The 23806-nt window shown below is 67.9% G+C and carries 19 protein-coding genes and 1 tRNA gene; 8 read left to right on the top strand and 12 right to left on the bottom strand.

Annotation, left to right across the window (positions count from 1 at the left end; all coding sequences use genetic code 11):
- Nucleotides 1–153 precede the first annotated feature (153 nt).
- The 3 genes from G3M57_RS09360 to G3M57_RS09350 form a co-directional block, all read right to left on the bottom strand.
- Nucleotides 154–2451: a TonB-dependent receptor gene (locus G3M57_RS09360; RefSeq protein WP_056752628.1), complete on the bottom strand. Its 2298-nt coding sequence runs from the start codon at nucleotides 2449–2451 to the stop codon at nucleotides 154–156.
- Between the two features lie 233 nt (nucleotides 2452–2684).
- Nucleotides 2685–3437 carry a phosphocholine cytidylyltransferase family protein gene (locus tag G3M57_RS09355; protein WP_056752625.1) on the bottom strand — a complete coding sequence of 251 codons (753 nt, stop codon included), beginning with the start codon at nucleotides 3435–3437 and terminating at the stop codon, nucleotides 2685–2687.
- Nucleotides 3438–3612: 175 nt separating this feature from the next.
- A tRNA-Gly gene (locus G3M57_RS09350) sits at nucleotides 3613–3687 on the bottom strand.
- Between the two features lie 150 nt (nucleotides 3688–3837).
- On the opposite strand from G3M57_RS09350, the gene G3M57_RS09345 reads away from it, so the two are divergent.
- A complete protein-coding gene (locus G3M57_RS09345; protein WP_056752623.1) occupies nucleotides 3838–4467 on the top strand; it encodes an HD domain-containing protein in 630 nt (209 codons plus the stop codon).
- Nucleotides 4468–4524: 57 nt separating this feature from the next.
- On the opposite strand, the gene G3M57_RS09340 is transcribed toward G3M57_RS09345, so the two are convergent.
- The 8 genes from G3M57_RS09340 to G3M57_RS09305 form a co-directional block, all read right to left on the bottom strand.
- Nucleotides 4525–5424: a TraB/GumN family protein gene (locus G3M57_RS09340; RefSeq protein WP_056752621.1), complete on the bottom strand. Its 900-nt coding sequence runs from the start codon at nucleotides 5422–5424 to the stop codon at nucleotides 4525–4527.
- A 42-nt stretch (nucleotides 5425–5466) separates the two neighbouring features.
- Nucleotides 5467–6375 (bottom strand): alpha/beta fold hydrolase, encoded by a 909-nt coding sequence (locus G3M57_RS09335; protein WP_056752618.1) that lies wholly within the window; start codon nucleotides 6373–6375, stop codon nucleotides 5467–5469.
- A 109-nt stretch (nucleotides 6376–6484) separates the two neighbouring features.
- Entirely contained in the window at nucleotides 6485–6679 is a 195-nt protein-coding gene (locus G3M57_RS09330) for a helix-turn-helix transcriptional regulator (RefSeq protein ID WP_056752615.1), read from the bottom strand.
- Nucleotides 6679–7260, bottom strand: coding sequence for a hypothetical protein (locus G3M57_RS09325; protein WP_056752614.1), 582 nt, complete (start codon nucleotides 7258–7260; stop codon nucleotides 6679–6681). The genes G3M57_RS09330 and G3M57_RS09325 overlap by 1 nt, the downstream gene beginning before the upstream one ends.
- Nucleotides 7261–7363: 103 nt before the next feature.
- Nucleotides 7364–7654, bottom strand: coding sequence for a hypothetical protein (locus tag G3M57_RS09320; protein ID WP_056752610.1), 291 nt, complete (start codon nucleotides 7652–7654; stop codon nucleotides 7364–7366).
- Nucleotides 7655–7786: 132 nt separating this feature from the next.
- On the bottom strand, nucleotides 7787–8659 hold the full coding sequence (locus G3M57_RS09315; protein ID WP_163230125.1) for a kinase: 873 nt from the start codon (nucleotides 8657–8659) through the stop codon (nucleotides 7787–7789).
- 170 nt (nucleotides 8660–8829) lie between these two features.
- Entirely contained in the window at nucleotides 8830–9711 is an 882-nt protein-coding gene (locus G3M57_RS09310) for a TraB/GumN family protein (protein ID WP_230983938.1), read from the bottom strand.
- Between the two features lie 81 nt (nucleotides 9712–9792).
- A complete protein-coding gene (locus tag G3M57_RS09305) occupies nucleotides 9793–10821 on the bottom strand; it encodes a 2'-deoxycytidine 5'-triphosphate deaminase (RefSeq protein ID WP_056752604.1) in 1029 nt (342 codons plus the stop codon).
- A gap of 172 nt (nucleotides 10822–10993) precedes the next feature.
- Between G3M57_RS09305 and metZ the strand changes: the two genes are divergently transcribed.
- The 4 genes from metZ to G3M57_RS09285 all read left to right on the top strand — a co-directional run bounded on the left by metZ (nucleotide 10994) and on the right by G3M57_RS09285 (nucleotide 17596).
- Complete coding sequence (metZ, locus tag G3M57_RS09300; protein ID WP_056752601.1) at nucleotides 10994–12178, top strand: O-succinylhomoserine sulfhydrylase; 1185 nt, start codon at nucleotides 10994–10996, stop codon at nucleotides 12176–12178.
- On the top strand, nucleotides 12159–12623 hold the full coding sequence (gene apaG, locus G3M57_RS09295) for a Co2+/Mg2+ efflux protein ApaG (RefSeq protein WP_056752600.1): 465 nt from the start codon (nucleotides 12159–12161) through the stop codon (nucleotides 12621–12623). Before metZ ends, apaG begins: the two co-directional genes overlap by 20 nt.
- 314 nt (nucleotides 12624–12937) lie before the next feature.
- Nucleotides 12938–15451: a TonB-dependent siderophore receptor gene (locus G3M57_RS09290; RefSeq protein ID WP_230983939.1), complete on the top strand. Its 2514-nt coding sequence runs from the start codon at nucleotides 12938–12940 to the stop codon at nucleotides 15449–15451.
- Nucleotides 15452–15523: 72 nt separating this feature from the next.
- Entirely contained in the window at nucleotides 15524–17596 is a 2073-nt protein-coding gene (locus tag G3M57_RS09285; protein WP_163230123.1) for a hypothetical protein, read from the top strand.
- Between the two features lie 33 nt (nucleotides 17597–17629).
- Here the strand turns inward: G3M57_RS09285 and G3M57_RS09280 are convergent, their stop codons facing one another.
- Complete coding sequence (locus tag G3M57_RS09280) at nucleotides 17630–19138, bottom strand: tryptophan halogenase family protein (RefSeq protein WP_056752594.1); 1509 nt, start codon at nucleotides 19136–19138, stop codon at nucleotides 17630–17632.
- A gap of 252 nt (nucleotides 19139–19390) precedes the next feature.
- Between G3M57_RS09280 and G3M57_RS09275 the strand changes: the two genes are divergently transcribed.
- The 3 genes from G3M57_RS09275 (at nucleotide 19391) to G3M57_RS09265 (ending at nucleotide 23786) form a co-directional block, all read left to right on the top strand.
- Nucleotides 19391–20365, top strand: a complete 975-nt coding sequence (locus tag G3M57_RS09275; RefSeq protein ID WP_230983940.1) for a LacI family DNA-binding transcriptional regulator — start codon at nucleotides 19391–19393, stop codon at nucleotides 20363–20365.
- Nucleotides 20366–20588: 223 nt separating this feature from the next.
- Nucleotides 20589–22427 carry an alpha-amylase family glycosyl hydrolase gene (locus tag G3M57_RS09270; RefSeq protein WP_163230119.1) on the top strand — a complete coding sequence of 613 codons (1839 nt, stop codon included), beginning with the start codon at nucleotides 20589–20591 and terminating at the stop codon, nucleotides 22425–22427.
- Nucleotides 22428–22553: 126 nt separating this feature from the next.
- Entirely contained in the window at nucleotides 22554–23786 is a 1233-nt protein-coding gene (locus G3M57_RS09265) for an MFS transporter (RefSeq protein WP_056752589.1), read from the top strand.
- Nucleotides 23787–23806: the final 20 nt, after the last annotated feature.

Genomic DNA, 23806 nt, shown 5'->3' with positions numbered 1-23806 from the left:
GGAGGAGCCTGACCGAACTCGGCCGTTACCGCAATCGGCGATAGAAACTTTCGTTTTCTGCAACTCAAGGAATCCCTTGAGGAGCAGGCGCGAAAAACCCCGCCGCCGGAGCCGGCGACGGGGTTTCAAGAGGTCCGACGATGTCGGCGAAGACTACTTCAGCTTGGCGCTGACCGAGACGCCCACGATGCGCGGCTCGTTGTAGACGGCCGCCATGTAGTTCTCGATGACGCCCTTGAGGTTCTTCTCGTTGGTGATGTTGCGGCCGAACAGGGCCACTTCATACGCGCCGTTTCCGCCTTCGTAGCCGAGCTTCAGCCCGCCTTCGAAATTGCCCTTCGAGTAGAACTCGTCGGTCTTGTAGAGCACGAAGTTCGTATAGCCCTGGACGTTCCAGTCGGTGGCGACGAACAGCTTGCCGTCGGCGCCGACCGGCACGTCATAGCGGCCCGTGAAGCTGAGGTTGTACTTCGGCGCGTTGGGCAGCGGCTGGCCGTCGATCTGGGCGAAGGTGCTGGTGCCGAACGGACCGACGATCGCGATCGTCGGGTTCTTGACCGTGCAGACCACCACGCTGTTGAGGGCGCAGACCTGGGCGTAGACGCGCTTGTCCTTGATTTCGCTATGCAGCAGGCTGACGCCGGCGGTCAGGGTCAGGTTGGCGATCGGGCGCCATTCGGCGTCGGCTTCCAGGCCGTAGGCCTTGGCCTTGTCGGCGTTGAACAGGACGCCGTTGCCGTTGGAATCGTTGCCGTTCAGCTGGATGTCCTTGACCTCATAGGTGAAGGCCGAGGCGTTCAGGCGCAGGGTGTTGTCCAGCAGCGTGCTCTTGAAGCCGGCTTCCCACGACAGGATCGTCTCGGAATTGGCGGTCGTGAAGTCGCTGTTGAACACCGCCGAGCGGCCCTGGATGGTCGGGCCGCGGAAGCCCTTGGCCACGCGGGCGTAGAGGTTCAGGTCGGGATTGACCTCGTAGTTGGCCGACAGATCCCAGCTGACCTGCTCGTCCGACAGGCGCACGTAGCGGCGGCCGGCATAGGTGGAGACGTTGGCGGCGGTGTTGGCGGTCTTGGCCAGGACGGTCTTCTTGGCGTCGTAGGTGTCGCGCAGGCCGCCGGTGACCGTCAGGGCGTCCGTCAGCTTGTAGCTGACCTGGCCGAACACCGCCCACGAGGTGTTGAGGTTGTTCAGCTCGACCCAGTTGTTGGGGTTGCGGGCGGCGGTGGTGAGGAAATAGGCGCGCTGGAAGAAGTCGGTGGTGTCGCGCGAGTCGAAGTACAGCGCCCCGACCTGCCACTTCAGGCGGTCGTCGCCGTTGCTGGCCAGGCGGATTTCCTGGGTCAGCTGGTCGAGGTCGCGGACCTGGCCCATCGACTGGCCAAAGCCGTTGGGCGCGCCGGCCACCGGGAAGTTGGCCGCCGCGCCGCCGTCGGTGTCGCCGCGGCTGTAGCCGCTGGTGGTCTCGTAGGCGCTGATCGAGGTCAGGGTCACCGGCCCGAAGTCGTAGGCGATGTTCAGCGACGTGCCTTGAGTGTCGTAGGCCTGCGGGTTGTTGTTGGCCTCGTCGAAGGCGACGCTGTCGCGCGGGGCGGTCGAGCTGTTGGAGCCCTTTTTCAGCGCGCCGCGCAGGAACAGGGTCGAGGTGCCCTCGTAGTTGCGGGCGTGGGCCGAGGCCAGGACCGTCAGCTGTTCGGTCGGGGTGGCCAGCAGTTGGATCCGCACGTCCTTCTCGTCGAAGCCGCCCATGGCGTTCTTCTTCGGGGTGACGGTGCCGTCGGCGCTGGCGCCGGCGAAGGTGTTGTCGACATAGTCGTCGCGGTGCTGGTAGAGCGCCGAGACGCGGAAGGCCAGTTTGTCGGCCACGATCGGACCGCCGATGCCGCCGTCGAAGGTGGTCGTGCCATAGGTGCCGTACGAGGCGCTGGCGCGGCCTTCCAGGGTCTGGGTCGGCTTGTTGGTGTCGAACTTGACGATGCCGGCGGTGGTGTTACGGCCGAACAGCGAGCCTTGCGGGCCGCGCAGCACTTCCACCTGCTTGACGTCGAACACCGGGTTCGACTTCAGCACCACGTGCTCGAGCACGACGTCGTCCTGGATGATCGACACCGGCTGCGAGGCGCCGAGGTAGAAGTCGATGTTGCCCAGGCCGCGGATGTAGAAGCGCGGGAAGATCCGGCCCGTGGTGGTCTCGGCGTAGAAGCTGGGCACCTTGCCCGACAGCGAGATGATGTCGTCGCCGCCGCCCTGGATGGCGCGCAGCTGGTCGCCACCGACCACGGCCACCGAGACCGGCACCTTCTGCAGGTTTTCCGACCGGCGCTCGGCCGTGACCACGATCTCGTCCAGGGCGGTCGAGGACGCCTCCTGGGCCAGCGCCGCGTTGGCGAACGACAGGGCCGAGAGACCCGCGCCCAGCAGGAGCGCGCATTTAAGTGCGTTGAAACGAGACATTGAACCCCACCACTTCCTGGAAAATCGAACCGACATGAGAGAATCGAAAAAGCGCCGGTCGTTGAGTCCGCCGTCGCTTGTAAGGACCCGCTTACTTCTTCGCGAGCCTGCGGCCTATAGGCATGTTGCATGACAGCGCCGTGACAGGGTTCACGGCGTCCAGGTGGTTAGATTGTCGGCAGCTACGAACGGCGGCGCCTTGCCTTCCCCCAAACGGAGAAGGATCCGGAATCCTACTCGCCCGCCGCGATCCAGGCCGCCGCCAGTTCGCGGTTCTTCGGCAGGTCCTCGGGGAAGTCCATCTCGGCCCAGTCCAGGCCCTCGATCGACTGGACGCGAACCACGTCATGGTCCTGGGCGATCTGGTTGATGACGCTAAGATACCAGCGCTTGAGGCCCTCGGGCGCGCGCAGGGCCTGCTCGACGATGCGGGTGAACAGGGCCGCGCCCTCGGGATCGAAGCGCAGGAAGCCGATCGACTCGGCGTCGTACTGGTCGATGGTCTTGCCGATGGCGCGCAGGGACAGGCCTTCGGTCAGCACCTTCATGTCGTCGGCGTCGTAGCCGGCGGCCTTGCGGTCGATGGTGACGGTGATCGGGGCCGGCGGGGCGGCGATCAGGCGCTCGGCGATGCCGGTCTCGAACAGGGTGTCGCCGTTCAGCAGCAGGAAGTCGCCGCGCATCTCGCCCCGCGCCAGCCAGCAGGTCGCCAGGTTGTCAGTCAGGGCATAGAAGGGGTTGAACAGGGTGCGGACCGTCAGGCCCGGGATGTCGAGCGCCGCGATCTCCTTTTCGACCGTGTCGGCGGCGAAGCCGGTCACCACCACCGCCTCGGTGATCCCGGCCTGGGCCAGGTGCTTGAGCTGCCAGTGCAGCACTGTGCGACCGGAAAGCTCGACCAGGCACTTGGGGCGGGTGTCGGTCAGGGGCGACAGGCGCTTGCCCTGGCCGGCGCTGAGGATGATGGCTTTGGCCGGTTTCGCCACGGGCGTGGTCTCGTCTGTCTGGGAAAAGCAAGAGCGCGAAATAGCGACGACGGGGCGGACCCTCAAGTCCGCCCCGTCGCTTCAGGGCCAAGTATCAAGTTTCGCCGGGTCGGCGCAAGCACGCCCCGCCGCGTCCAAACGGTGCGGCGAACATCATCGGCTTCATTGAGGGATCTGGAGCGGGCGATGGGAATCGAACCCACGACATTCTGCTTGGGAAGCAGACGCTCTACCTCTGAGCTACGCCCGCATTGGACGAATGGGCAAGCCGCGCCGTCCAAGCGCTGAGCCCGTCTAGCCGGTTCGCGCCGTCTTCTCAATGGCTTCTTTAGGCCCCGCGTTGACGACGCTCGTGGCACGGCGCACGATCGGTCAAACAGTCGTTCGGGAGGAGAGCGCCATGGCCGACGGCCACCAGCATCCGCAGGAGCATGAACGCGCCCATGAACGCGCCCATGACCGCGCCAAGTTCCACGCCATGGTCGACGGCACGCAGGAAGACTGGGCGATCATCGCCGACGCCTCGGTCGCGTTCGGCCGCGACCTGCCCAAGCGCCTGGTCTCGCACCTGAAACTGCTGCAGGGCGACTGCGGCGGCTTCGCCATCGATCGGCTGGACCACAGCCTGCAGACCGCCACCCGCGCCTTCCAGGACGGCCGCGACGAGGAATACGTGGTCTGCGCCCTTTTGCACGACATCGGCGACATCCTGGGTCCGCGCAATCACGCCGATATCGCCGCAGCGATCCTGCAGCCCTTCATCTCCGAGCAGAACCACTGGATGGTGGCCCACCACGCCATTTTCCAGGGCTACTACTTCTTCCACCACCTGGGCCTGGACCGCGAAATGCGCGACCAGTTCCGGGGCCATCCCAGCTTCGAATACACCGCCCAGTTCTGCCACATCTACGACCAGGAGGCCTTCGATCCGGCCTATGCCTCGATGCCGCTGGAAGCCTTCGAGCCGATGCTGCACCGGGTCATGTCGACGCCGAGGCGGTCGATCTATCTGCGCGAGGCGAAGCTCTAGGCGCTCGCCCCGCAGGGTTCGACCTCCGCGAACTCCTGGCGCGGGCTAGCGGTGGCCCTACTCCACCCGCTCGGTCTTGATCCCCAGCCTGGCCAGCTGCGCCTGCAGACTGTCGGGTCCGGTCAGGTGGCCCGCCCCGACCGCCACGAAGCTGACACCCGAGCCCGCCAGCCTGGTCTTCAGCTGGTTGGCCCAGTCCTGGTTCCGGTCGACCAGCAGCAGCTTGTAGACGTCGGGATATTCGGTCTGCATCTCGTCGACCATCTGGCGTTTCAGCTCGCCCTGGTCGCCGGCCGCCCAGGCCGCCACCAGGGCGTCGATCTTGGCCGGGCCGTCGTCGATCTCGTCCAGGGTCGATTCCAGCAGCTGGGCCTCCTGGGCCGGGGTCATGTCGGCGAAGAAGCGGACCTGCTGCTCCATGGTCTCGAAGGCCGCGATCGGCTTGCCCGCCGCCTTGGCCTGGGCCGTCAGCAGCTTCTCGACGCCGCTCTCGGGATCGTAGCCGGCCTTCAGCAGCGGGGTCAGCGACACGGTCAGCGCCGCCAGCCAGGGCCGCATGGGCTCCAGGGCCTGGGGCGGAAAGCCCATGCCCTGGGCGGCCGCCTGCAGCTTGGCGTAGCTCTCGGGTTTGAGCTTGGTGGACAGGGGCGCGGCTCGGTCGACGCCGTATTTCATCATCAACGCGCGCGTGGTCGCCGGATCCTCGGGCTGCTCGATCTCCATGACCACGTCGTCGGCGTCCTGGAAGGCCTTGGCGATCTTCGGCGAGCGCCACGGGGTGCTCGGCTTCAGCACATGGACCGTGCCGAACAGGTAGATCGTGGAGTCCTTGTCCTTGATCGCCCACAGGGCGGGCTCGGCCAGGACGGGGCTCGCCCCCATCGCCAGCGCGGCGACGAGGACGGGCGCGACGAGGGCGAGAGCGAAGCGGCGGACAGATCCGGGCAGAATCATCATCCCGCCACTGTTCCGGTCCTGAGCTCCACCGGCAAGCCGTCTCTATTTCAGGAAGCTCTCGACCTCGAAGGCGAAGGCGGCCGGCTGGTCCAGCATGATGAAGTGGTACGAGCCGTCGATCCGCTTGACCTTGGCCTGGGTCATCGGGGCGTAAGCGCCGGTGTAGAGCTGGTCGAACGCCGCCTGGGGCGCGATGGCCGGGTCCCACGGATAGAGCATCGTCGTCGGGGTCTTGATCGAAGCCAGCTCGCCGCGCAGGTCGGTGGTCAGGTCGTCATAAAGCGCGCGAGCCACCACCGAGCGGTCCGAGGCGATCGTGGCGGCGGTGGCCGACTTCAGGCCCTCGGGCGACTTGACCAGGCGCGCCATCATCGCCGTCTCCATGGCGGTCCAGGCCTCGGGCGTGGCGGAGGCCGTGCGGTCGCGCATGGCGGCGGCCTGGGGCTTGGTCGTCTCCACGGTGGCGGCGGGCGAGAACACCATGGCGTAGAACGGCAGGCTGTCGACGACCATCAGGCGGCCGACGTCCTCGGGGTGCTGGCGGGCCAGCATCAGGCCCATCAACCCGCCCATGGAGTGGCCGATCACGGCGGGCGACTTCAGCCTGGCCGACTTGATGTAGCCGTCCAGGGCGTCGACGGTCGGCTGGATCACCGGCCCCTCGGCGTTGGCCCCGGCCGGCGCGCCGGCGAAACCGGCCACCTGGACCACGTGCAGGCGGTACCGCCCCTGCAACTGCTTGACGGTGTCGTCCCAGACGGCGGCCGAGGAGGCGAGGCCGGGGATCAGGATCACGTCGGGCCCCTGCCCCGTCACCGCGATGGTGAAGCGGGGCGCGGCGGCCGAGGGGACGGCCAGGGGCGCGGCGTGCGCCCCGCCGAACACGCCCACGGCGGCCAGGATCGCCAGCAGGAGGACGATCAACGGGAAGGAAGGTCGGCGGTAGGTCATGATCGTATTCCTTGGATGACGGACGCGCGAAAGGCTTCGGCGTCGCGCCGAGGGAGGGATGGGCGGGTAGATCGAGTGGCTCATCTGGCGGCGGGGCGGCCGCGTCAGGTCAGGTCTCGTCCTGGAAAATCGTCTCGATCGGCAGGCCGAACAGCCGGGCGATCTTGAAGGCCAAGGGCAGGCTGGGGTCGTACTTGCCCGTCTCCAGGGCGTTGATGGTCTGGCGCGAGACCTCCAGGCGTTCGGCCAAGTCTGCCTGGCTCCAGTCGCGTTCGGCCCGCAGGACCTTGAGCCGGTTCTTCATCAGCAGTACCGCCGGGCGATGAGCGGCTGAGACAGGCCCATGGCGACGGCGAAGATCGGAACCACCGCCCAGGCCGGCGCGTGAGGCGCCTTGCCGAAGGTCTCCAGGAAGCCCCAGACGCTGGCCGCGCCCAGGGTGACGGCGATGCCCCACAGCAGGCTCTGGATCAGCACCTCGCGGTGGAACTCGTCGGTCTCCTCGGCCAGGTAAAACCCCATGCTGGCGATCGTGCCCAGGATGGCCAGGGCCGGGGCCAGGGCGATCAGATAGCCCAGCGGCCCGGCTGTCAGGCCATGGCGATGCAGCATCGTCGCCCCGATCAGCAGCACCACATAGGCCGACATCGAGACGCCGAACCGCAGCAGGTAGCGCCGGATCGGCGGGCGCAGGGGCTCACGCGCGAACAGGCGGTAGGAAGCGTAAGCGAAGACCAGAGACGCCGCTACCGTGCCCAGCCCGCCGACGAACGACCATACGCCGCCCAGGGCGCCGATACGCACCGAGAGCAGAATGCCGCCGATAAAACCTGCGAACAGCAGTAACTTCTTGAGGGCGCGAAACTCGCCGCGTTCAGACGTCATGTCTTGGCTCCCTGTCTTTTTGACAAGGACGCTTGTCTTACATTGCCGTGATCGTGTCAAGCATGCTTGTCAAAAGATCAAGGATAGTCGACAGAACGCCGGTTCAGGCGGCCTTGCGCTGGGAGGCGTCGTCAAATCGCTCGGCGTGGCTGACGTGGACGGGCCTGGCGGTCGCGAGGCCCAGGGTCTGGGCCAGGCGGGTCTCGCCGCGCCCGCGCAGGATCAGCCAGCCGTAGCGCGAGAAAGGGTCCTCATAGTCGGCCCAGCGGATGATCCGCCCCTGGTCGTCGCAGCGCCAGATCGCCTTGTCGCAACCCGGGATCGGGGCGGCGCGGTTCCAGATCGCCACCCGCCGGGCATGGGTCGAATAGGTCCCGCCGAAGAGTGCGTTCATGGCCTTTGGAAGCTCCACCGCCAGCGACTCGGTGAGTCGTTTCGCCGACAAAGGCAAACTAGCATTGGTGGAAGCGGAAATGGCGGCACACCACATCTGGTGCGACGCCGTGCCGCGCGACCGAATGGCCGATCATAGGATGGACGAACGGCGGTCTTTGTCCAGCGCCACCACGACGTCGGCCCGGGCCGGCGTCTCGCGGGCGATGTGGCGGGTCAGGCGCTCGTAGTGCTGGACGAAGACGGCGACCTCGTCATCGGTCATGGCGCCGCCCTGCGCCGTCGCCGCCAGCCGCTCCCTCAGCTTGGCCTCCTGCTCCAGCCGCCAGGTCAGCACCGTCTCGAAGTCCGGCGCGGTGAACAGCACCAGCAGGTCCAAGCGGGCGAAAAGGGCGCGATAGGGCCCGGCCAGGGCGGCGTTGACATGGACCCGCCAGGCGCCGTCCGGGTCCCGCTCGCGCTCCAGGGCGTTGACCGGCGCGGCCAGGGCCTCGGCCGGTTCCGGGCGCGCGCCGACGCACCAGCCTTCGAACAGCACGATGTCGACCGGCCCCGCGACCACCCGCCAGGCCTCGACCGGCGCCCGATCGTCGGCGGCCTTGTCGAAACGCGGCAGCGCGGTTTCACCCTCGCCGGCCAAGCCGTCCAGCACGGCCAGGCCCAGGGCGACGTCGTGGGTCCCCGGAACCCCGCGCGTGCGCAGCAGCGGATGGACGTCACGGGCCAGGGCCCCGCGGTCGGCGCGCGGCAGGTAGAGGTCGTCCAGCGACAGGGTCGCCACCGTCAGGCCTTGTGCTTCCAGCAGGGCGGCCACGACCCTCACGGTCGTCGTCTTGCCCGAGCCCTGCGGCCCGCAGATCCCGACCACGAAGGCCGGCCCCATCGCCACCGCCGCGATGCGGGCGGCGAGGGGCGCATGCAGGACTTCGACTTCAGCGGCGAAGCCCTCGGGAAGGCCTTCCTCCCGCAGGAAGGCGGCCAGCCAGCTTGGATCGATGGTCGTCATCAGCGCCTCCACGCCTTCTCCCCTTGCGGGAGAAGGTGTCAGCGAAGCTGACGGATGAGGGGTCGCACGGCGGTGACGCCGCGGACAAGCTCCATGCTGACAGATTTATCGCCTCCATCCGACCGCCTTCGGTGGTCACCTTCTCCCGCAAGGGGAGAAGGAAGGGGAGTCTACTGCACCCGTCGCACCTGGAACCCGCGCGCCGCCATCAGGGCGGGCAGGCCATCCTCGCCGGCCATGTGCAGGGCGCCGACCGCCACCAGTTCGACGCCGGGCCTGTCCATCTCGGCGACCAGGGCCTGGGCCCAGGCCTGGTTGCGACGCTTGAGCAGGGCCTCATACAGCGCTGGGCGGTCGCGCTTCATCACGTCGACGACCAGCGGCCCCAGCCTGTCCATGTCGCCGCACAGCCAGGCCGACTGCAAGGCCACGCCGTTGTGCGGCGGCGACAGGGTCTCGGAGGCCACGTCGTCCAGGTACTGCACCTCGACCGCCTCGGGCAGGCTGGCGAACAGCCGGATCTGCTGCTCCACCGTCTCGAACGTGGCGATCGGCTTTTCGGCGGCCCGGGCCTGGCGGGTGACCGTGGCGTCGGCGCCGGCCGCGACGGAGGCGCCCTGCTGGGTCATCGGCAGGACCGACAGCATCATCGCCGCCGCCCACGGCCGCAGGCGATCGACCCGGTCCAGCGACCCGCCGTCCCGCTCCAGCGCCGCCTTCAGGGTCGCCACCGTGCGCGGCGGCAGCTTCTCGGTCAGCGAGCGCTCGGGATCCACGCCGTAGCGATCGACCAGGGCCTGGACCTCGGCCGGGTCGGCGTCGGCGCGGGTCTCGAACCAGACCTTGCCGGCCCGGGCATAGGCGCGGTCGAAGGCGCGGGTGCGCCACTTCACGTTCGGCTGCAGGACATGCATCGCGCCGAACAGATAGATCGTCGTGTCGTGGTCGCGGACTTCCCACATGGCCGGGGCGGCGTGGGCCGCGCCGCCGAACAAGGCGCAGACCATCGTGCAGGCGGCGACCAGCCCTTTGCGCAAACGAAACACCGACACCACGTCCCCCGACGCCTGGACTCAACAGGCGCCCAGGTTACGAAGCCGCCGGTTAACCGGGGAAGCGTCGCGCGTTGCGGCCTAACGCCACGCCTTGAAGTGCTTGGACAGCTTCAGCCCCTGGCGCTGGTAGTGCGACCCGCCCTCGCCGTACAGGCGCTCGGGTCGCGCGGTCAGCGGCTCGTAGACCAGGCGGGCGACGATCTGGCCGTCCTCCAGCAGGAACGGCGTCTCGTGGCTGCGCACCTCCAGCACGCCCTTGGAACCGACGGCCCCGGCCTCCTCGGTGCCGAAGCCGGGATCGAAGAAGCCGGCGTAGTGCACCCGGAACTCGCCGACCGACGGATCGATCGGGGTCATCTCGGCGGCTTCCAGCACCGGGATCTCCACATCGTCCTTCGAGGCCAGGATGTAGAACTCGCCCGGGTCCAGCAGCAGCTCGCCGTGGCGGGTCTCCAGGGGCTCCCAGAAGTCGCGCGGATCGTGGCCGTCCTCGCGGTCCAGGTCGACCACCCCGGCATGGCGACGGCCGCGGAAGCCGACGATGCCGCCCTCGCCCGGCGTCAGGTCGACCCCGACGTTCTTGATCGCCAGCTTGACCGGCTCGCCGCGCTTAAGGCGCAGCTGGTTCAGCCGCGTGCCGGTCCGCACCAGCACGGAGAAGGTCTGCGGCGCGATCTCGATATAGAGCGGCCCCTCATAGCCGGATTCGATGTCGTCGAAGGCCTTGCTGTGATCGCTGAGCAGACGGACAAAGACGTCGACCCGGCCGGTCGAGCTCTTGGGGTTGCCGCGCGCCGCCACGTTGCCGGGCAAGCTCAGGCGCTCCTGGATCTCGGCGATATAGACGCAGCCCTTTTCCAGCACCGCGCCCTTAGTCAGGTCCAGCTCGTGCATGGCCACGTCCTTCAGGCGCTCGGGCACCCGGCGGGCGACGCCCGGCAGGAACGAGGCGCGCACCCGCCAGCACCGCGCGCCCAGGCGCAGGTCCAGGCTGGCCGGCTGCACCTGGTCGGTGTCGAACGGAGTCTGAGAGGTGATCGCCTCTTGCGCGATCAGGTCCTCGATGGATTGGCAGGGCAGAATCCCCGCGGCGTGGGCGTCGGTCATCGGGGCGACACTCGCTAAACCGCGCCTTGAAGGCAAGGCTCGCGGTCCATCCGCCCGCCGCTTGTTCGCGTGTGACAATTCTAATGTTGAAATCGAACTTGTCCGCCTTGACCCTGGGCCCGCCGAAACCCCTTATGCCGGCCGTTTCAGCGTAGACGAGGAAGACACCGCCATGGCCGAGGACCCGAAGGACTGGGATATCGCCACCAAGCTGATCCGTGGCGGTCTGGCGCGTTCGCAATACATGGAGACGGCCGAGGCTCTCTACCTGACCCAGGGCTTCACCTACGACAGCGCCGAGGGCGCCGACCGCCGGTTCTCGGGCGAGGACCCCGGCTTCGTCTATTCGCGGTTCAACAATCCGACCGTCAAGATGTTCGAGGACCGCCTGGCCCTGCTCGAGGGCGCGGAAGTGTGCCGCGCCCAGGCCACCGGCATGGCCTCGATCCACGCCGCCCTGATGGGCCTGGTCCGGGCTGGCGACCACGTGGTGGCCGGCCGCGCCCTGTTCGGCTCGTGCCGCTGGCTGATCGCCGAGTGGCTGCCCCGCTTCGGCGTCGAGACCACGTTCGTCGACGCCACCGATCCCAAGGCCTGGGAGGCGGCGATCCGCCCGAACACCAAGGCGGTGCTGATCGAGACCCCGTCCAATCCGGTGCTGGAGATCACCGACATCCGCGCGGTCTCGGAACTGGCCCACGCGGTCGGCGCCAAGGTCATCGTCGACAACGTGTTCGCCACCCCGATCTTCCAGCAGCCGCTGAAGCTGGGCGCCGACATCGTGGTCTATTCGGCCACCAAGCACATCGACGGCCAGGGCCGGGTGCTGGGCGGGGCGATCCTGACCAGCGAGGCGATCAACGAGGAATTCTACCGCGACCCGCTGCGCCACACCGGCCCGTCGCTGTCGCCGTTCAACGCCTGGGTGCTGGTCAAGGGCCTGGAGACCCTGGACCTGCGCGTGCGCCGCCAGAACGACACCGCCGCGGCCCTGGCCGACGTGGTGGCCGAGCACAAGGCGGTCAAGCAGGTGCTCTACCCCTTCCGCGCCGACCACCCGGGCCACAACGTCGCCAAGTCGCAGATGAGCGGCGGCGGCACGGTGCTGGCCCTGGACCTGGGCTCGCGCGAGGCGGCCTTCAAGTTCCTGAACGCCCTGGAGATCGTCGACATCTCCAACAACCTGGGCGACGCCAAGTCGATGGCCACCCATCCGCCGACCACGACCCACCGCTCGGTGCCCGAGGACATGCGTCCGTCGCTGGGCGTGGTCGAGGGCGGGGTGCGCCTGTCGGTCGGCCTGGAAAGCCTGGCCGACCTGACCCGAGACGTGATCCGTGCGCTCGATCAGGCGTGAATCCTCCCCGCCCTTGAAGCGGATCCGTCGCCGTCGCGGCGCCGATGCGGGCATCTACGAAGCGCGCACCCGCGACATCGTCGTGCGCGTCTCGCCGGTCTATCAGCCCGAGGACTCCGCGCCCGACGAAGGCCTGTGGATGTGGGCCTATACGGTCGAGATCGAGAACCACGGCGTTGAGACCGTGCAGTTGGTCGCGCGATCATGGACGATCACCGACGGCCTGAACCGGTCGACCGAGGTCGAGGGCTCCGGCGTGGTCGGCGAACAGCCGGAACTGCGGCCGCGCGAGGCGTTCCGCTATGTCAGCAGTTGCCCGCTGCCGACACCGTCCGGCGCGATGGTCGGCCACTTCCAGATGATGACCGAGGCCGGCGAGGTGTTCGACGCCGCGATCCCGGAGTTCTCGCTGCACCTGCCCGGCGCGGCGCGGCGAGTGAACTGAGGCGGGCGCACGGCGGGCTGGGGCCGATGAGCCGGCCACTGCTTCAGAGCATTTGGACGCCTTGAAGAGGCCCGATCGGGCCATGTTCCGCAGCGAGACATCCGCAGGATCGCGCCCATTTGGCGGCGTCTCGCGGCATGGCGATTTCATCCGCGCAACCTTTGATAGCTGCCGGCGATTACCTGTGATTGGAGACGACATGAGTAATGTGAAGCTGGAAAACAAACGATTGCAATGAAATTGCAATCGTTCTACATCGCCTATGGGCACACCCGCAATCTCAAGCGGGGACCCGATTTCCTTGGGGAGGATCCATGCACGAACGCCACGCTCTTCGCGCCCTGCTGCTTGCCGGTTGCAGCTGCCTTGCCGCTCCCGCCTGGGCTCAGACCGCGTCACCACCCGCCGACCAGAGCGACCCGCAGGCCGTCAGCGAAATCGTCGTCACGGGCATGACCTCGCGCAATCGTCCGCTGATCACCGCTTCGGCGGACATCACCCTGGCGACCAGCGCCGATCTGGAACGCAAGGCCCCGCGTTCGACCGCCGACCTGCTGGAGCTGGTGCCCGGCATCTTCGTCGAGGGCACGGCCGGCGAGTTGTCCAACAACTACTCGGTGCGCGGCCTGCAGGGCGGCGGCCAACGCTTCATCCAGCTGCAGGAAGACGGCCTGCCGGTCATCTATCAAGGCGGCGGGGCCGACTTCTTCTTCTCCGAAGACGTGACGATCGATCGGATGGAAGCGGTCAAGGGCGGCACCTCGGGCATCCTGACCGTCAACGGGGCCGGCGCGACGATCAACTTCCTCTCGCGCAAACCCAATTTCGACAAGCCCGAAGGCATTCTGCGGGCCACGGGCTACAATTACGGCCTCAAGCGCGGCGACTTCTACTACTCCGCCCCGATCGCCAAGAACCTGGCGTTCAATATCGGCGGCTATGTCCAGAGCAGCCCCGGCGTGCGCGACAACACCTTCGACTATGAAGGCTATCGCCTGAAGGGGATGCTGGAATACCGCTTCGACGAGGGCGGTTTCCTGCGGGTCACCGGCAAGATCGGCGACATCAAGGCGGCCTATTACGCCGACCAGCCCTACGCCTACAGCAACGGCAAGCCCAGCAGCATCCCCGGGCTGGACACCCAGTTCGGCAATATCGGCGGGGACGCCTTCAACCGCATCGCCGTGCCGGTCTCCACCTTCGTCGAAGCCGACGGCTTCCGTGATTTCCGGCTCAGCGAGGGCGTGCGGGTCAAGACCAAGCAACTTCGCGTCGATTTCGAGCGGCCGATCAGCGACAGCGTCGAGATCTTCGCCCGCGCGCGCTATCTGGACCTGAAGGACGACTTCAACGGCCTGTTTCCCGGCTCGGGCACCGGCAACGCCGGCCTGGCCAGCGCGGTGACCTATCTGACGCCGGGCGCCAGTTCGCCGATCAACGACCTGCTGACCGCGGGGACCGCCGCCTATCCGGCCACGGCGCGCTTCGGCATCAAGAACCTGCGTACGGGCGTGGTCACCGGAGCAAACGACACCGCGACGCTGAACGCCTTGAACGGCAACGGCTTCCTTCAGCAGACGACGCTGAACCACGACTATCAGTCGGGCCACGACTTCGGGGCCAATATCGGCACGCGCTGGGAGTACACGAGCGGGTCGTTCACCAACTCCCTGACCACCGGCGTCCAGTACTATGACGTCAGTCGCAGGCAGAACCAGTCGGCGGTCGCGTCAGTTGTCAACGATGTCCGGACCAACAGCGACATCTATGACATCGTCTCGCTGGACGCCAATAACCAGGTTATCGGCACGCTCAGCGACAATGGGCTGGTGTCCTATGGCAACTGGGGCCAGGGCATGCGCCGGCGCACCGACAAGTCGCTGTCGCTCTACGCCAACGACGAACTGGCGATCGGCGACAAGATCCACATCGACGGCGGCGTGCGCTGGGAAAGCGACAAGGCCCGGTACCTGGAAGGCAACGCCGCGGCGGTCAATCAGCCGGTCCAGCCCGGCGTGGCAGGCGTCGTGCGCACCGTGGGATCAACCTTCGACGGCACGTTCACCGAGACGCGCCGGACCCAGGACAAGGTCGCCTGGACGATCGGCGCCAGCTATCTGCTCACGCCGCACTTCTCGCTCTATGGCCGTTACGCCAACGGCTTCCAGACCAACAACACCGATCCGATCACCAAGATCGAACTCTATGAGGCGGGCCTGCGCTTCGAGTACGGCCGCGTCCTCAGCGCCTCAGCCACGGTGTTTCGGACCAATTTCGACAACCAGTTCTACAACTTCATCGACCCGTCCGATCCCACGAAACAGACCAGCTTCCTGGCCGACCTCAAGACCAAGGGCGTCGAGCTGGACGCCATGGTCCGGCCCGTCGACTGGTTCTCGGTCAATGTTTCAGGCGTGATCCAGGATCCCACCCTCAACAACCTCAGCCTCGCCGGCGTTCCGCAGCCGACCTATGACGGCAACCGTCCCGAACGGACGCCGGCCCGACTGTTCACCATCACGCCGAGCATCAAGCTGCCCAATGGCCGGGGCGAGGTCTATGCCCGCTACAAGTACGTCGGCAAGATCTATGCGGACTCCGGCAACGGCGTCGCCCTGCCCTCCTATGGCGTGACCAGCGCCGGGGTCGCCCTGAACCTGAAGGACAATCTCCAGGTCAATTTGAACGTCGACAACATCTTCGACGTCGTCGGCCTGACCGAGGGCAATCCCCGCCAGGGCCAGACACAGAACGCGTCTTCGGGCTATTTCTACGCCCGCGGCATCGTCGGAAGAACCTATGGCGGCTCGCTCACGCTGCGCTTCTAGAAGGCTAGACTAAGAGCAAGGCGGCGGACGCACCCGAGCGTCCGCCGCTTTTCGCGTCGTTGGAGAGGCTGGATGTTCAAGGATTTTCGATGGGCCGCCGCCAGCGTCCTGTGCTCGCTGACGCTCTGCGACCAAGCCCTGGCCGCGCCGGACCTGGCCTACCGACTGACCGAGGGCCAGAACCTCAACGCCTTCATCCGGGAAGACAGCGTCGCGGCGCACCTGCTGCTGCGCAACGGCGCCGACCCGCGCATTCTCGTGGCTTTCCCGGCCGGCAACAGCGGCGTGGGCCTGTGGTTCGAACCCGTCGCGCGCCCCGCTGCATGGCGCCTCGACCAGCCGCTCCAGCCGGTCCGGCGCAGCGGGCTCAACGGCGTGATGGTGCGCGCCAGCATCGATGCGTCCAGGCTGGCGCCGAAACAGGCGGTCCTCTCCAATGTTCGCTACCTGCGGGACTATCAGGCCGTCGGCAGCTTCCCCGCCGAGATCGCGGTCGCGCCCAGGATCGATGGCGACACTATCAGCTACCGTCGCCCGCGCCTGGACGGCGCGCCGGGCTATGAGCTGACCGTCCGCGTCGTCGCCGGCCGGATCGATCGGGGCGCGATCATCGCGGGGCCCGACGGGCGGATCGCGCTGGAGATCACGGCGCTGAGCGGCGACGCCCCCCTGACGCCGATGCCGGTCGCGCAGCTGCTGAACCCCAACGCCGCCGCTGACCCGGCGGCGCGCGACGCCCTGGCCTTCCTGAGCTACCGCGAGAAATTCCTCGCCGGGTCCTGGCGCTTCAACACCTATTTCGGCCGCGACACTCTGATGTCGGTGCGGCTGCTGATGCCCGCCCTGCGACCGGCGGCGGTCGAGGCGGGCCTCAATTCGGTCATGGCGCGGCTGTCGCCCGGCGGCGAGGTCGCCCACGAGGAGGGCATCGGCGAGTTCGCCGTCCTCCAGAACCGCAAGGCCGGGCGCGACGGCGACGCGGCGGAACTCGACTACGGCATGGTCGACGACGACTACATGCTGGGCGTCGTCGCGGCCGACTATCTGCAGGGACCCGGTCAGGCGCGGGCGCGAAGCTGGCTGGCCCAGCCCCTGGCGAGCGAAAGCCAGCCCGGGACCCGGACCTCCACCGGCGCGATGCTGGTGCGCAATCTGCGCTTTGTGCTGACGCAGAGCCGCCCGTTCGCGGCCGCGCCCTCCAGCAAGACCCTGATCGCGATCAAGCCCGGCCGGATGACCGGCGAATGGCGCGACAGCAACGAAGGCCTCGGCGGCGGCGTCTATGCCTATGACGTCAACGCCACGCTGGTCCCCGCGGCGATCGAGGCGGCCGACCGCCTGTACCGCGCCGGCCTGCTGGACCCCTACCTGTCGGCCGAGGACCGCGCCCTGTTCTCCGACGCCGCCCGCATGGGCCAGGTCTGGCGGGCCAAGGCCCCGCCGCTGTTTCGGGTCCAACTGCCGGCCGCCGACGCCGCCTCGGCGGTCCGTTCCTATGCGGAAGGGCTGGGCGTTCCCGCCGCGCCCGCCTTGCGGTCCCTGGGCCGACAGCCGCTGGTGTTCCATGCCCTGTCGCTCGACGCGGCGGGCAAGCCCGTGCCGATCGTCAATTCGGACGAAGGCTTCGACCTGCTGTTCGGCCACCCCTCGGCGGCCGACCTCGACACCTATGTCACGGCGATCATGCGCCCGTTCCCGGCTGGGCTGATGACCGATGTCGGGCTGGTGGTGGCCAATGCCGCGTTCGCCGCCCCGGAGGCGCAGAGGCGCTTCACGCCAGCGGCCTATCACGGCGCGGTGGTCTGGTCCTGGCAGCAGGCGCTGCTGGCCGCTGGCCTGGAGCGACAGTTGGCGCGATGCGACCTACCCGCGCCGGTCCGCGCCAAGCTCGTCGCGTCGCAAGCCGAGCTCTGGCGCGCGATCCGGGCGACCCGGGCGGTCCAGAGCTCCGAACTCTGGTCCTGGGCCTTCCGCGACGGCCAATACCAGGTCGTGCCGTTCGGCGCCGGCAAGGCCGATGTCGACGAGTCCAACGCCGCCCAGCTGTGGAGCACGGTCTACCTGGCGGTGCAGCCGCCAAAGGCGCGGACGGCCGCGAAGACGATCGTCATCAACCCGCCCGAACGACGCAGTTGCGCGCGATAGGGCGACGGAGCTCCTGGATCGTCGGCGGCCTGGCTACACCGCCGTCGCCAGGGCCCCGATCAGCGCGGCGACGGCGTCGTCGTGTCTGGGCAGGGTCGGCGTCGCCCGCGCGATGACCGCCTCGATCTGTTCCAGCTGCTGACGATTGAGGGTCGGGTCCAGGGTGTCCGCCAGGGGGCTGTAGCCCTGGGCGCGCACGCCCTGGCCTTCCAGCACCGCCAGCCAGCTGGCCTCGCGGAACAGCTCGTCGGACGTCAGCATCAGGCGTCCGGCTCGCCGATACTGCTCTTCCTTGTCGACCAGGCTGTCGGGCAAGGCCATGTGTCGGGTATGCCGCCACAGCGGCGTCTCGTGTCCTTCGGTGGCGTGGTAGTGCAGGATCAGGAAGTCCTTGATCCCATCCATGTCGCGTCCGAACAGCGTGTTGAACTGCCGCGCCAGGCCTGGGTCGCAGTCGCGATCGGGGAACAGGGTGATCAGCTTGGCGATGCCGCTCTGGATCAGGTGGATGCTGGTCGACTCCAGCGGCTCGAGGAAGCCGGACGACAGGCCGATGGCCACGACGTTCTTGCGCCAGGTCTCGCGCCGGAACCCGGCCTTGAACCGCAGGAACCGCGGCGCGTCGAGCGCCGCGCCGTCCAGGCCGCCCAGCAGCGTCGCCGCCGCCTCGTCGTCGGAGAGGAAGGCGCTGGAATAGACGTAGCCGTTGCCGGTGCGGTGCTGCAGCGGGATGCGCCATTGCCATCCGGCCGGGCGCAAGGTCGCGCGCGTATAGGGCGTGGTTTCGGCCACGCGGGCGCAGGGCACGGCGACGGCCCGGTCACACGGCAGCCAGTGGGACCAGTCCTCGAAGCCGGCCTCCATCACCCCGTCGATCAGCAGCGCGCGAAAGCCTGAACAGTCAAGGAAGAGGTCGCCCTCCAGCCGCTCACCGCGATCGGTGGTGAGCGCCGTGACAAAGCCCGTGTCCGGGGCGCGCTCCACCGTCTCGAGCTTGCCTTCGCGCCGGGTCACGCCTCCAGCTTCGGCCAGACCGCGCAGGTATTTCGCGTAGAGCATCGCGTCGAACTGATAGGCGTAGCCCAGGGTCGAGAGGATCGATCGCGCTTCATTGGTCGGCTTGGCGAACCGGTTGGCGGCCGCCAGTTGGGTCGCCAACGAGAAGGCCGACAACGGACGGTCCAATCCCTCGGCGCAGGCCTTCAGCCATCGCTGATGAAACGGAACCGGCCCCAGATCGACGCCGTAGCGCCCGAACGGATGGAAATAGCGGTGGCCCGGCCGGGCCCAGTCGACGAATTCGATGCCCAGCTTGTAGGTGGCCTTGGTGGCGCGGACGAACTCGGCTTCGTCGAGACCGATCAGCTCGTTGAACCATTGGATCGTCGGGATCGTCGCCTCGCCGACCCCCACCGTGCCGATCGCTTCGGATTCGAGAAGATCGATCTTCAGCTGGGGCCCGAAGGTCTTGGCTAGCGCGGCAGCCGCCATCCAGCCGGCCGTGCCGCCGCCCAGGATGACCAAACGCCTGACTCGATCCATCCCCGAACTCCTTTTTGAGATTCATATTGCAATCGTTTGTACAAAAGGCAACACGAGTTGCGGCGGCGTCGCCCCGGCGGGAAACGCCGCGGACTAGGCGGTTGAATGGGATTGCCGTACAGCTCCACTGCCCTTTGGCGTTTGACGGAGGGCAGCAACGGGCCCGATCGCGAACGCTCGCGGGTATCGACGTCGACAGGAATAGAGGGACGGTCTCTGGAAAAGCCAGCTCGCATCCGCACTCTTGCTGACTTGGCCAAGCTCGCGGGGGTGAACACCGCGACCGTCTCGCGCGCCCTGGCCGACAGTCCTTTGGTCAAGACCGACACCAAGGCTCGCATCCAGGCGCTGGCCCAGGAACATGGCTTTCGCCCCAACCAGATGGCCAAACGTCTGCGGACGCAGCGTACGGGCGTGGTCGGCGTCGTGGTGCCGCTGGGCCACGAGAAGCGCCAGCACCTGTCGGACCCGTTCTTCATGGCGATGCTCGGCCACCTGGCCGACGCCCTGACCGAGAACGGCTACGACATCATGTTGTCGCGCGTCATCCCCAACACGCCTGACTGGCTGGAGGCCGTGATCGGTTCGGGCATGCTCGACGGCGTGATGCTGATCGGACAGTCGGACCAGTTCGAGGCCATCGAACGCGCGGCCGCCCACTACCGGCCGCTGGTGGCCTGGGGAAGCCACTGGCCAGAACAGGCGCACTGCTCGGTGGGCACCGACAACTTCGCTGGCGGACGCATGGCGGGCGACCGCCTGGTGGCCGGCGGAGCGCGCCGCGTCGCCTTTCTCGGCGAGGTCCGCACCCCCGAAATCAGCCAGCGTCACGCCGGCCTGTGCGCCGCTCTGCAGTCGGCCGGGCTGGCCGCTCCGCTGCAGTTCGATGTTCACCTGGCGTCCGACGTCATGGAACAGGAGATCTCCGCCCACATCGCCAAGGTTGGCGACGCGATCGACGGGATCTTCGCCGCCTCCGACGTTATCGCCATGACGACCCTGCGCGTGCTGGCCGATCGCGGCGTGGCCGTCCCCGGCCAGATCCGCGTCATCGGCTATGACGACATCCCGCTGGCCGCCCAGACGGTGCCGCGCCTCACCACCGTCCGGCAGGATATCGCCACCGGCGCCAAGGCCATGGTCGAGGCGCTATTCGCCCGCATCGGGGGCGAGGACGCCGCTTCGGTCCAGATGACCCCGGTGCTGGTCGGTCGCGATTCCGCCTAGGCACCGAGCGGGCGTCGGGTTGACGCGCCGCGGGCGACCGATCTTTCGCTATCGTCAAAAATCGCGTCGCACGGAAGCTTTGCACAAAATGCGAACGATTGCATTTAATCTTGCAATCCTTTGTTGTTTCGATATCCAGCACTATGGCCCGCGCCAGGCATCGCCTCCCCGCTGCCCCGAGCGCGCCAGCGCTCGGGGATCTTTTGACTGATCGAGACTTTCAATGACGCCCACGAGCCCTTCCGGCCTGCCGGCGGCGCATCCGCACGAGAAGGATGTCGAGCGTCGGTTCCTGGCCCATTGGCCCAGGCTGGAGGCGCGATTGGCCGAGGTCTATGGCGGCGACCCGCGCTGGGCTGGCTTCATCGGGGCGCTGAAGGATCGGGTATGGGCGGCGGCGATCGCGCGTCCTGCGGCGCTACGCGACCTCGACTCGCGCCGGGAGGGTTCCCGGGACTGGCTGAGCGCGGCGGGCCAGACCGCCTACACCTTCTATGTCGACCGCTTCGCCGGCGACCTGCCGGGCGTTCGCAAGCGTCTCGACTATCTGGATGACCTGGGGGTGCGCTGGCTGCATCCATTGCCGCTGCTGCGGCCGCGGGACGGAGACAGCGACGGCGGCTTCGCCGTGGCCGACTATCGCCAGGTCGATCCGCGCCTGGGCGACATGGACGACCTGGAGGCCCTGGCCTGCGACCTGCGGGCCCGGAATATGGGCCTGATCGTGGACGTGGTCTGCAACCATACCGCCCGCGAACACGCCTGGGCCAAGGCCGCCCGCGCCGGGGATAAGGCCTTCCAAGACTACTACATCACCCTGAGCGCCGAGGAGGCGGCCGAACGCGAGCGGCGCCTGATCGATGTCTTTCCCGACACCGCGCCTGGCAGCTTCACCTTCGACCCGGACATGGGCGGCCATGTCTGGACGACCTTCTATCCGTTCCAATGGGACCTCAACTACGCCAATCCGCAGGTCTTTTCCGAGATGCTGGAGGTGCTGGTGTTCCTGGCGTCCAAGGGCGTGCAGGGCTTCCGGCTCGACAGCGCGCCTTATCTCTGGAAGGCGGCGGGAACCACCAGTCGCAATCGCCCCCAGGCCTATGCGATCGTCGAGGCCTGGCACGAAGCCCTGGCCATCGTCGCGCCCTCGGTGGTGCTGGTCGCCGAGGCGATCGAGAGTCTGGACGACGTCGTTCCGTTCTTCGGCCGTGACGGGCGCGGCTGCGACCTGGCTTACAACAATGCGGTGATGACCGCGCTGTGGGGCTCCCTGGCCGACGCCAACGCCGGCGTCTTCAACCGCTGCCTGGCGGCCTCGGCCGGCAAGCCTCGCCGCGCGGCCTGGCTGAACTATGTCCGGTGCCACGACGACGTGATCTGGAACGCCCTGGCGGCCTACGCCCCGTCCGAGGATCTGGCCCGCTGGTCGGCTTTCTACGGCGAGGGCGGAGGGTTCTCGCATGGACGCGCCTTCCAGACCGCGCCGGGCGGCGTGCCCTCGACCAACGGCATGGCCGCCGCGCTCGCCGGCCTTCAGCCCGGCCAGGGCCCCAGGTCGCCCGGCGCGCATCGCTTGGCGCTGCTCTACGGGATCGTCCATGCCCTGGACGGTTGGCCGCTGATCTATATGGGCGACGAGATCGGCTTGCCGAACGACGAAGACTACGAGGCCGACCCGCTGAGGGCTGGCGACGGACGCTGGCTGCATCGCCCGGCGATGGACTGGACGGCGGCGGAACGCCGGACCCACGACGGAACGCTGGAAGCCGAGCTCTTCGGCTGCCTCCGCCGCCTCGGCGTCCAGGCCAGGACGCTGGCCGCCCACGGCGTCGCCGGTCCGGCCCTGCCGGTCGCCCTGGAATCGCCGGCCATCCTCGCCTTCGAGCGGGCCGAAGGCGCGCAGAGCCTGCTGTGCCTGGCCAATCTGGCGGAGGCCCCGCTGTCGACGCGCTTGCCCCTGGCCTATTCGGCGACGACGCGCGACGTGCTCACCGGACGAGATCGTCAGGGGGGATCCATCGATCTGGGTCCCCATGAACTGGTCTGGCTGGTGACGACATGACCTCGCCGGTTGCGTCCCGGACGTCGTTCCTCTGGACCTGGCCGCGATGGCGCCGTGACGATCGCCGCGCCTAAGGCGTCGGAACAAGCATGATCGGGACGCAGAGCCCGGAACGGGGAGGCCAACATGATCCGGACGGCATTGGAAGAGCGGGCGTCGAACGTCGGGCTGATCAAGCTGATGACCTTCCTGATGTTCATGATGTTCGCCATGACCACCGACGCGGTGGGGGTGATCATCCCGCAGATCATCAAGACCTTCGGACTCGACCTGACCGCCGCCGGCGCCTTCCATTACGCCACGATGGGCGGCATCGCCCTGTCCGGGCTTTGCCTGGGGTTCCTGGCCGATCGCATCGGCAGGAAGGCGACGATCATCGTGGGCCTCGCCGGATTCGCGGCCTCGGCCCTGGTCTTCGCCGTCGCCGAGCGGTTCGCCGTCTTCGTCGCCCTTCTGTTCGTGTCGGGCATGGCCATCGGCGTGTTCAAGACCGGCGCCCTGGCCCTGATCGGCGACATCTCCCGGTCGACCCGCGACCACACCGCGACCATGAACACCGTCGAGGGCTTTTTCGGCGTCGGCGCCATCATCGGGCCGGCGATCGTCGCGGCGCTGCTGGCGGCCGGAACGTCGTGGAAGTGGCTCTATGTGATCGCCGGAATCCTTTGCGTGGGCCTGATGGCGGCCGCGCTGCTGATCCGTTATCCCGCGCCGCGCAGCGAACGCGAGCCGGTCGGCCTGGACAAGACCTGGCGCGTGGCCAGCGACCCGCACGCCCTGATCTTCAGCGCGGCGGCGATGCTCTATGTCGGCGTCGAGACCGCGATCTATGTGTGGATGCCGACCCTCCTGACCGGCTATCGCGGCCCCGGCGCATCGCTCGTCGCCTTCGCCCTGCCCGTCTTCTTCGTCCTGCGCGCCGGCGGCCGGTTCCTCGGGGCCTGGATGCTGGTCCGCCTGCCATGGGCCCTGGTGCTGGCGATCTGCGCCGCGGCGATCCTGATCTGCTTCGCCGGCGCCCTGACCGGCGGACAAGCCGCGGCGGCCGTCCTGCTGCCGCTGTCGGGCCTGTTCATGTCCGTGGTCTATCCGACGCTGAACTCCAAGGGCATCAGCGGCTTTCCCAAGGCCGAACACGGCGCGGCGGCCGGCGTCATTCTGTTCTTCACCTGCGTCGGCGCCGTGGTCGCGCCGCTGGCCATGGGCATGGTGAGCGACGCCCTTGGCGGCCCCCTCTATGGCCTGGCGCTCGCCTGCGGCCTGGCCTTGATCCTCGCCCTGGCGACGCTGGCGAACCTCATCTGGAGCCCGTTCGCGAAGCGCCTGGCGGCGTGTGACGACCGCGAGTATGGCCGATGACGAGCGACTCGACGCCCGGC

Origin of the sequence: Caulobacter rhizosphaerae (assembly GCF_010977555.1) — a bacterium.
Lineage (GTDB): Bacteria > Pseudomonadota > Alphaproteobacteria > Caulobacterales > Caulobacteraceae > Caulobacter > Caulobacter rhizosphaerae.
This window is presented reverse-complemented; position numbering and strand designations above follow the sequence as displayed.

Excerpts from the sequence above, each read along its gene's own strand:
- G3M57_RS09360 (WP_056752628.1), bottom strand. The coding sequence starts at position 2,451 with ATGTCTCGTTTCAACGCACTTAAATGCGCGCTCCTGCTGGGCGCGGGT.
- G3M57_RS09345 (WP_056752623.1), top strand. The coding sequence starts at position 3,838 with ATGGCCGACGGCCACCAGCATCCGCAGGAGCATGAACGCGCCCATGAA.
- G3M57_RS09340 (WP_056752621.1), bottom strand. The coding sequence starts at position 5,424 with ATGATGATTCTGCCCGGATCTGTCCGCCGCTTCGCTCTCGCCCTCGTC.
- G3M57_RS09335 (WP_056752618.1), bottom strand. The coding sequence starts at position 6,375 with ATGACCTACCGCCGACCTTCCTTCCCGTTGATCGTCCTCCTGCTGGCG.
- G3M57_RS09330 (WP_056752615.1), bottom strand. The coding sequence starts at position 6,679 with ATGAAGAACCGGCTCAAGGTCCTGCGGGCCGAACGCGACTGGAGCCAG.
- G3M57_RS09325 (WP_056752614.1), bottom strand. The coding sequence starts at position 7,260 with ATGACGTCTGAACGCGGCGAGTTTCGCGCCCTCAAGAAGTTACTGCTG.
- G3M57_RS09320 (WP_056752610.1), bottom strand. The coding sequence starts at position 7,654 with ATGAACGCACTCTTCGGCGGGACCTATTCGACCCATGCCCGGCGGGTG.
- G3M57_RS09315 (WP_163230125.1), bottom strand. The coding sequence starts at position 8,659 with ATGACGACCATCGATCCAAGCTGGCTGGCCGCCTTCCTGCGGGAGGAA.
- G3M57_RS09305 (WP_056752604.1), bottom strand. The coding sequence starts at position 10,821 with ATGACCGACGCCCACGCCGCGGGGATTCTGCCCTGCCAATCCATCGAG.
- metZ (WP_056752601.1), top strand. The coding sequence starts at position 10,994 with ATGGCCGAGGACCCGAAGGACTGGGATATCGCCACCAAGCTGATCCGT.
- G3M57_RS09290 (WP_230983939.1), top strand. The coding sequence starts at position 12,938 with ATGCACGAACGCCACGCTCTTCGCGCCCTGCTGCTTGCCGGTTGCAGC.
- G3M57_RS09285 (WP_163230123.1), top strand. The coding sequence starts at position 15,524 with ATGTTCAAGGATTTTCGATGGGCCGCCGCCAGCGTCCTGTGCTCGCTG.
- G3M57_RS09280 (WP_056752594.1), bottom strand. The coding sequence starts at position 19,138 with ATGGATCGAGTCAGGCGTTTGGTCATCCTGGGCGGCGGCACGGCCGGC.
- G3M57_RS09270 (WP_163230119.1), top strand. The coding sequence starts at position 20,589 with ATGACGCCCACGAGCCCTTCCGGCCTGCCGGCGGCGCATCCGCACGAG.
- G3M57_RS09265 (WP_056752589.1), top strand. The coding sequence starts at position 22,554 with ATGATCCGGACGGCATTGGAAGAGCGGGCGTCGAACGTCGGGCTGATC.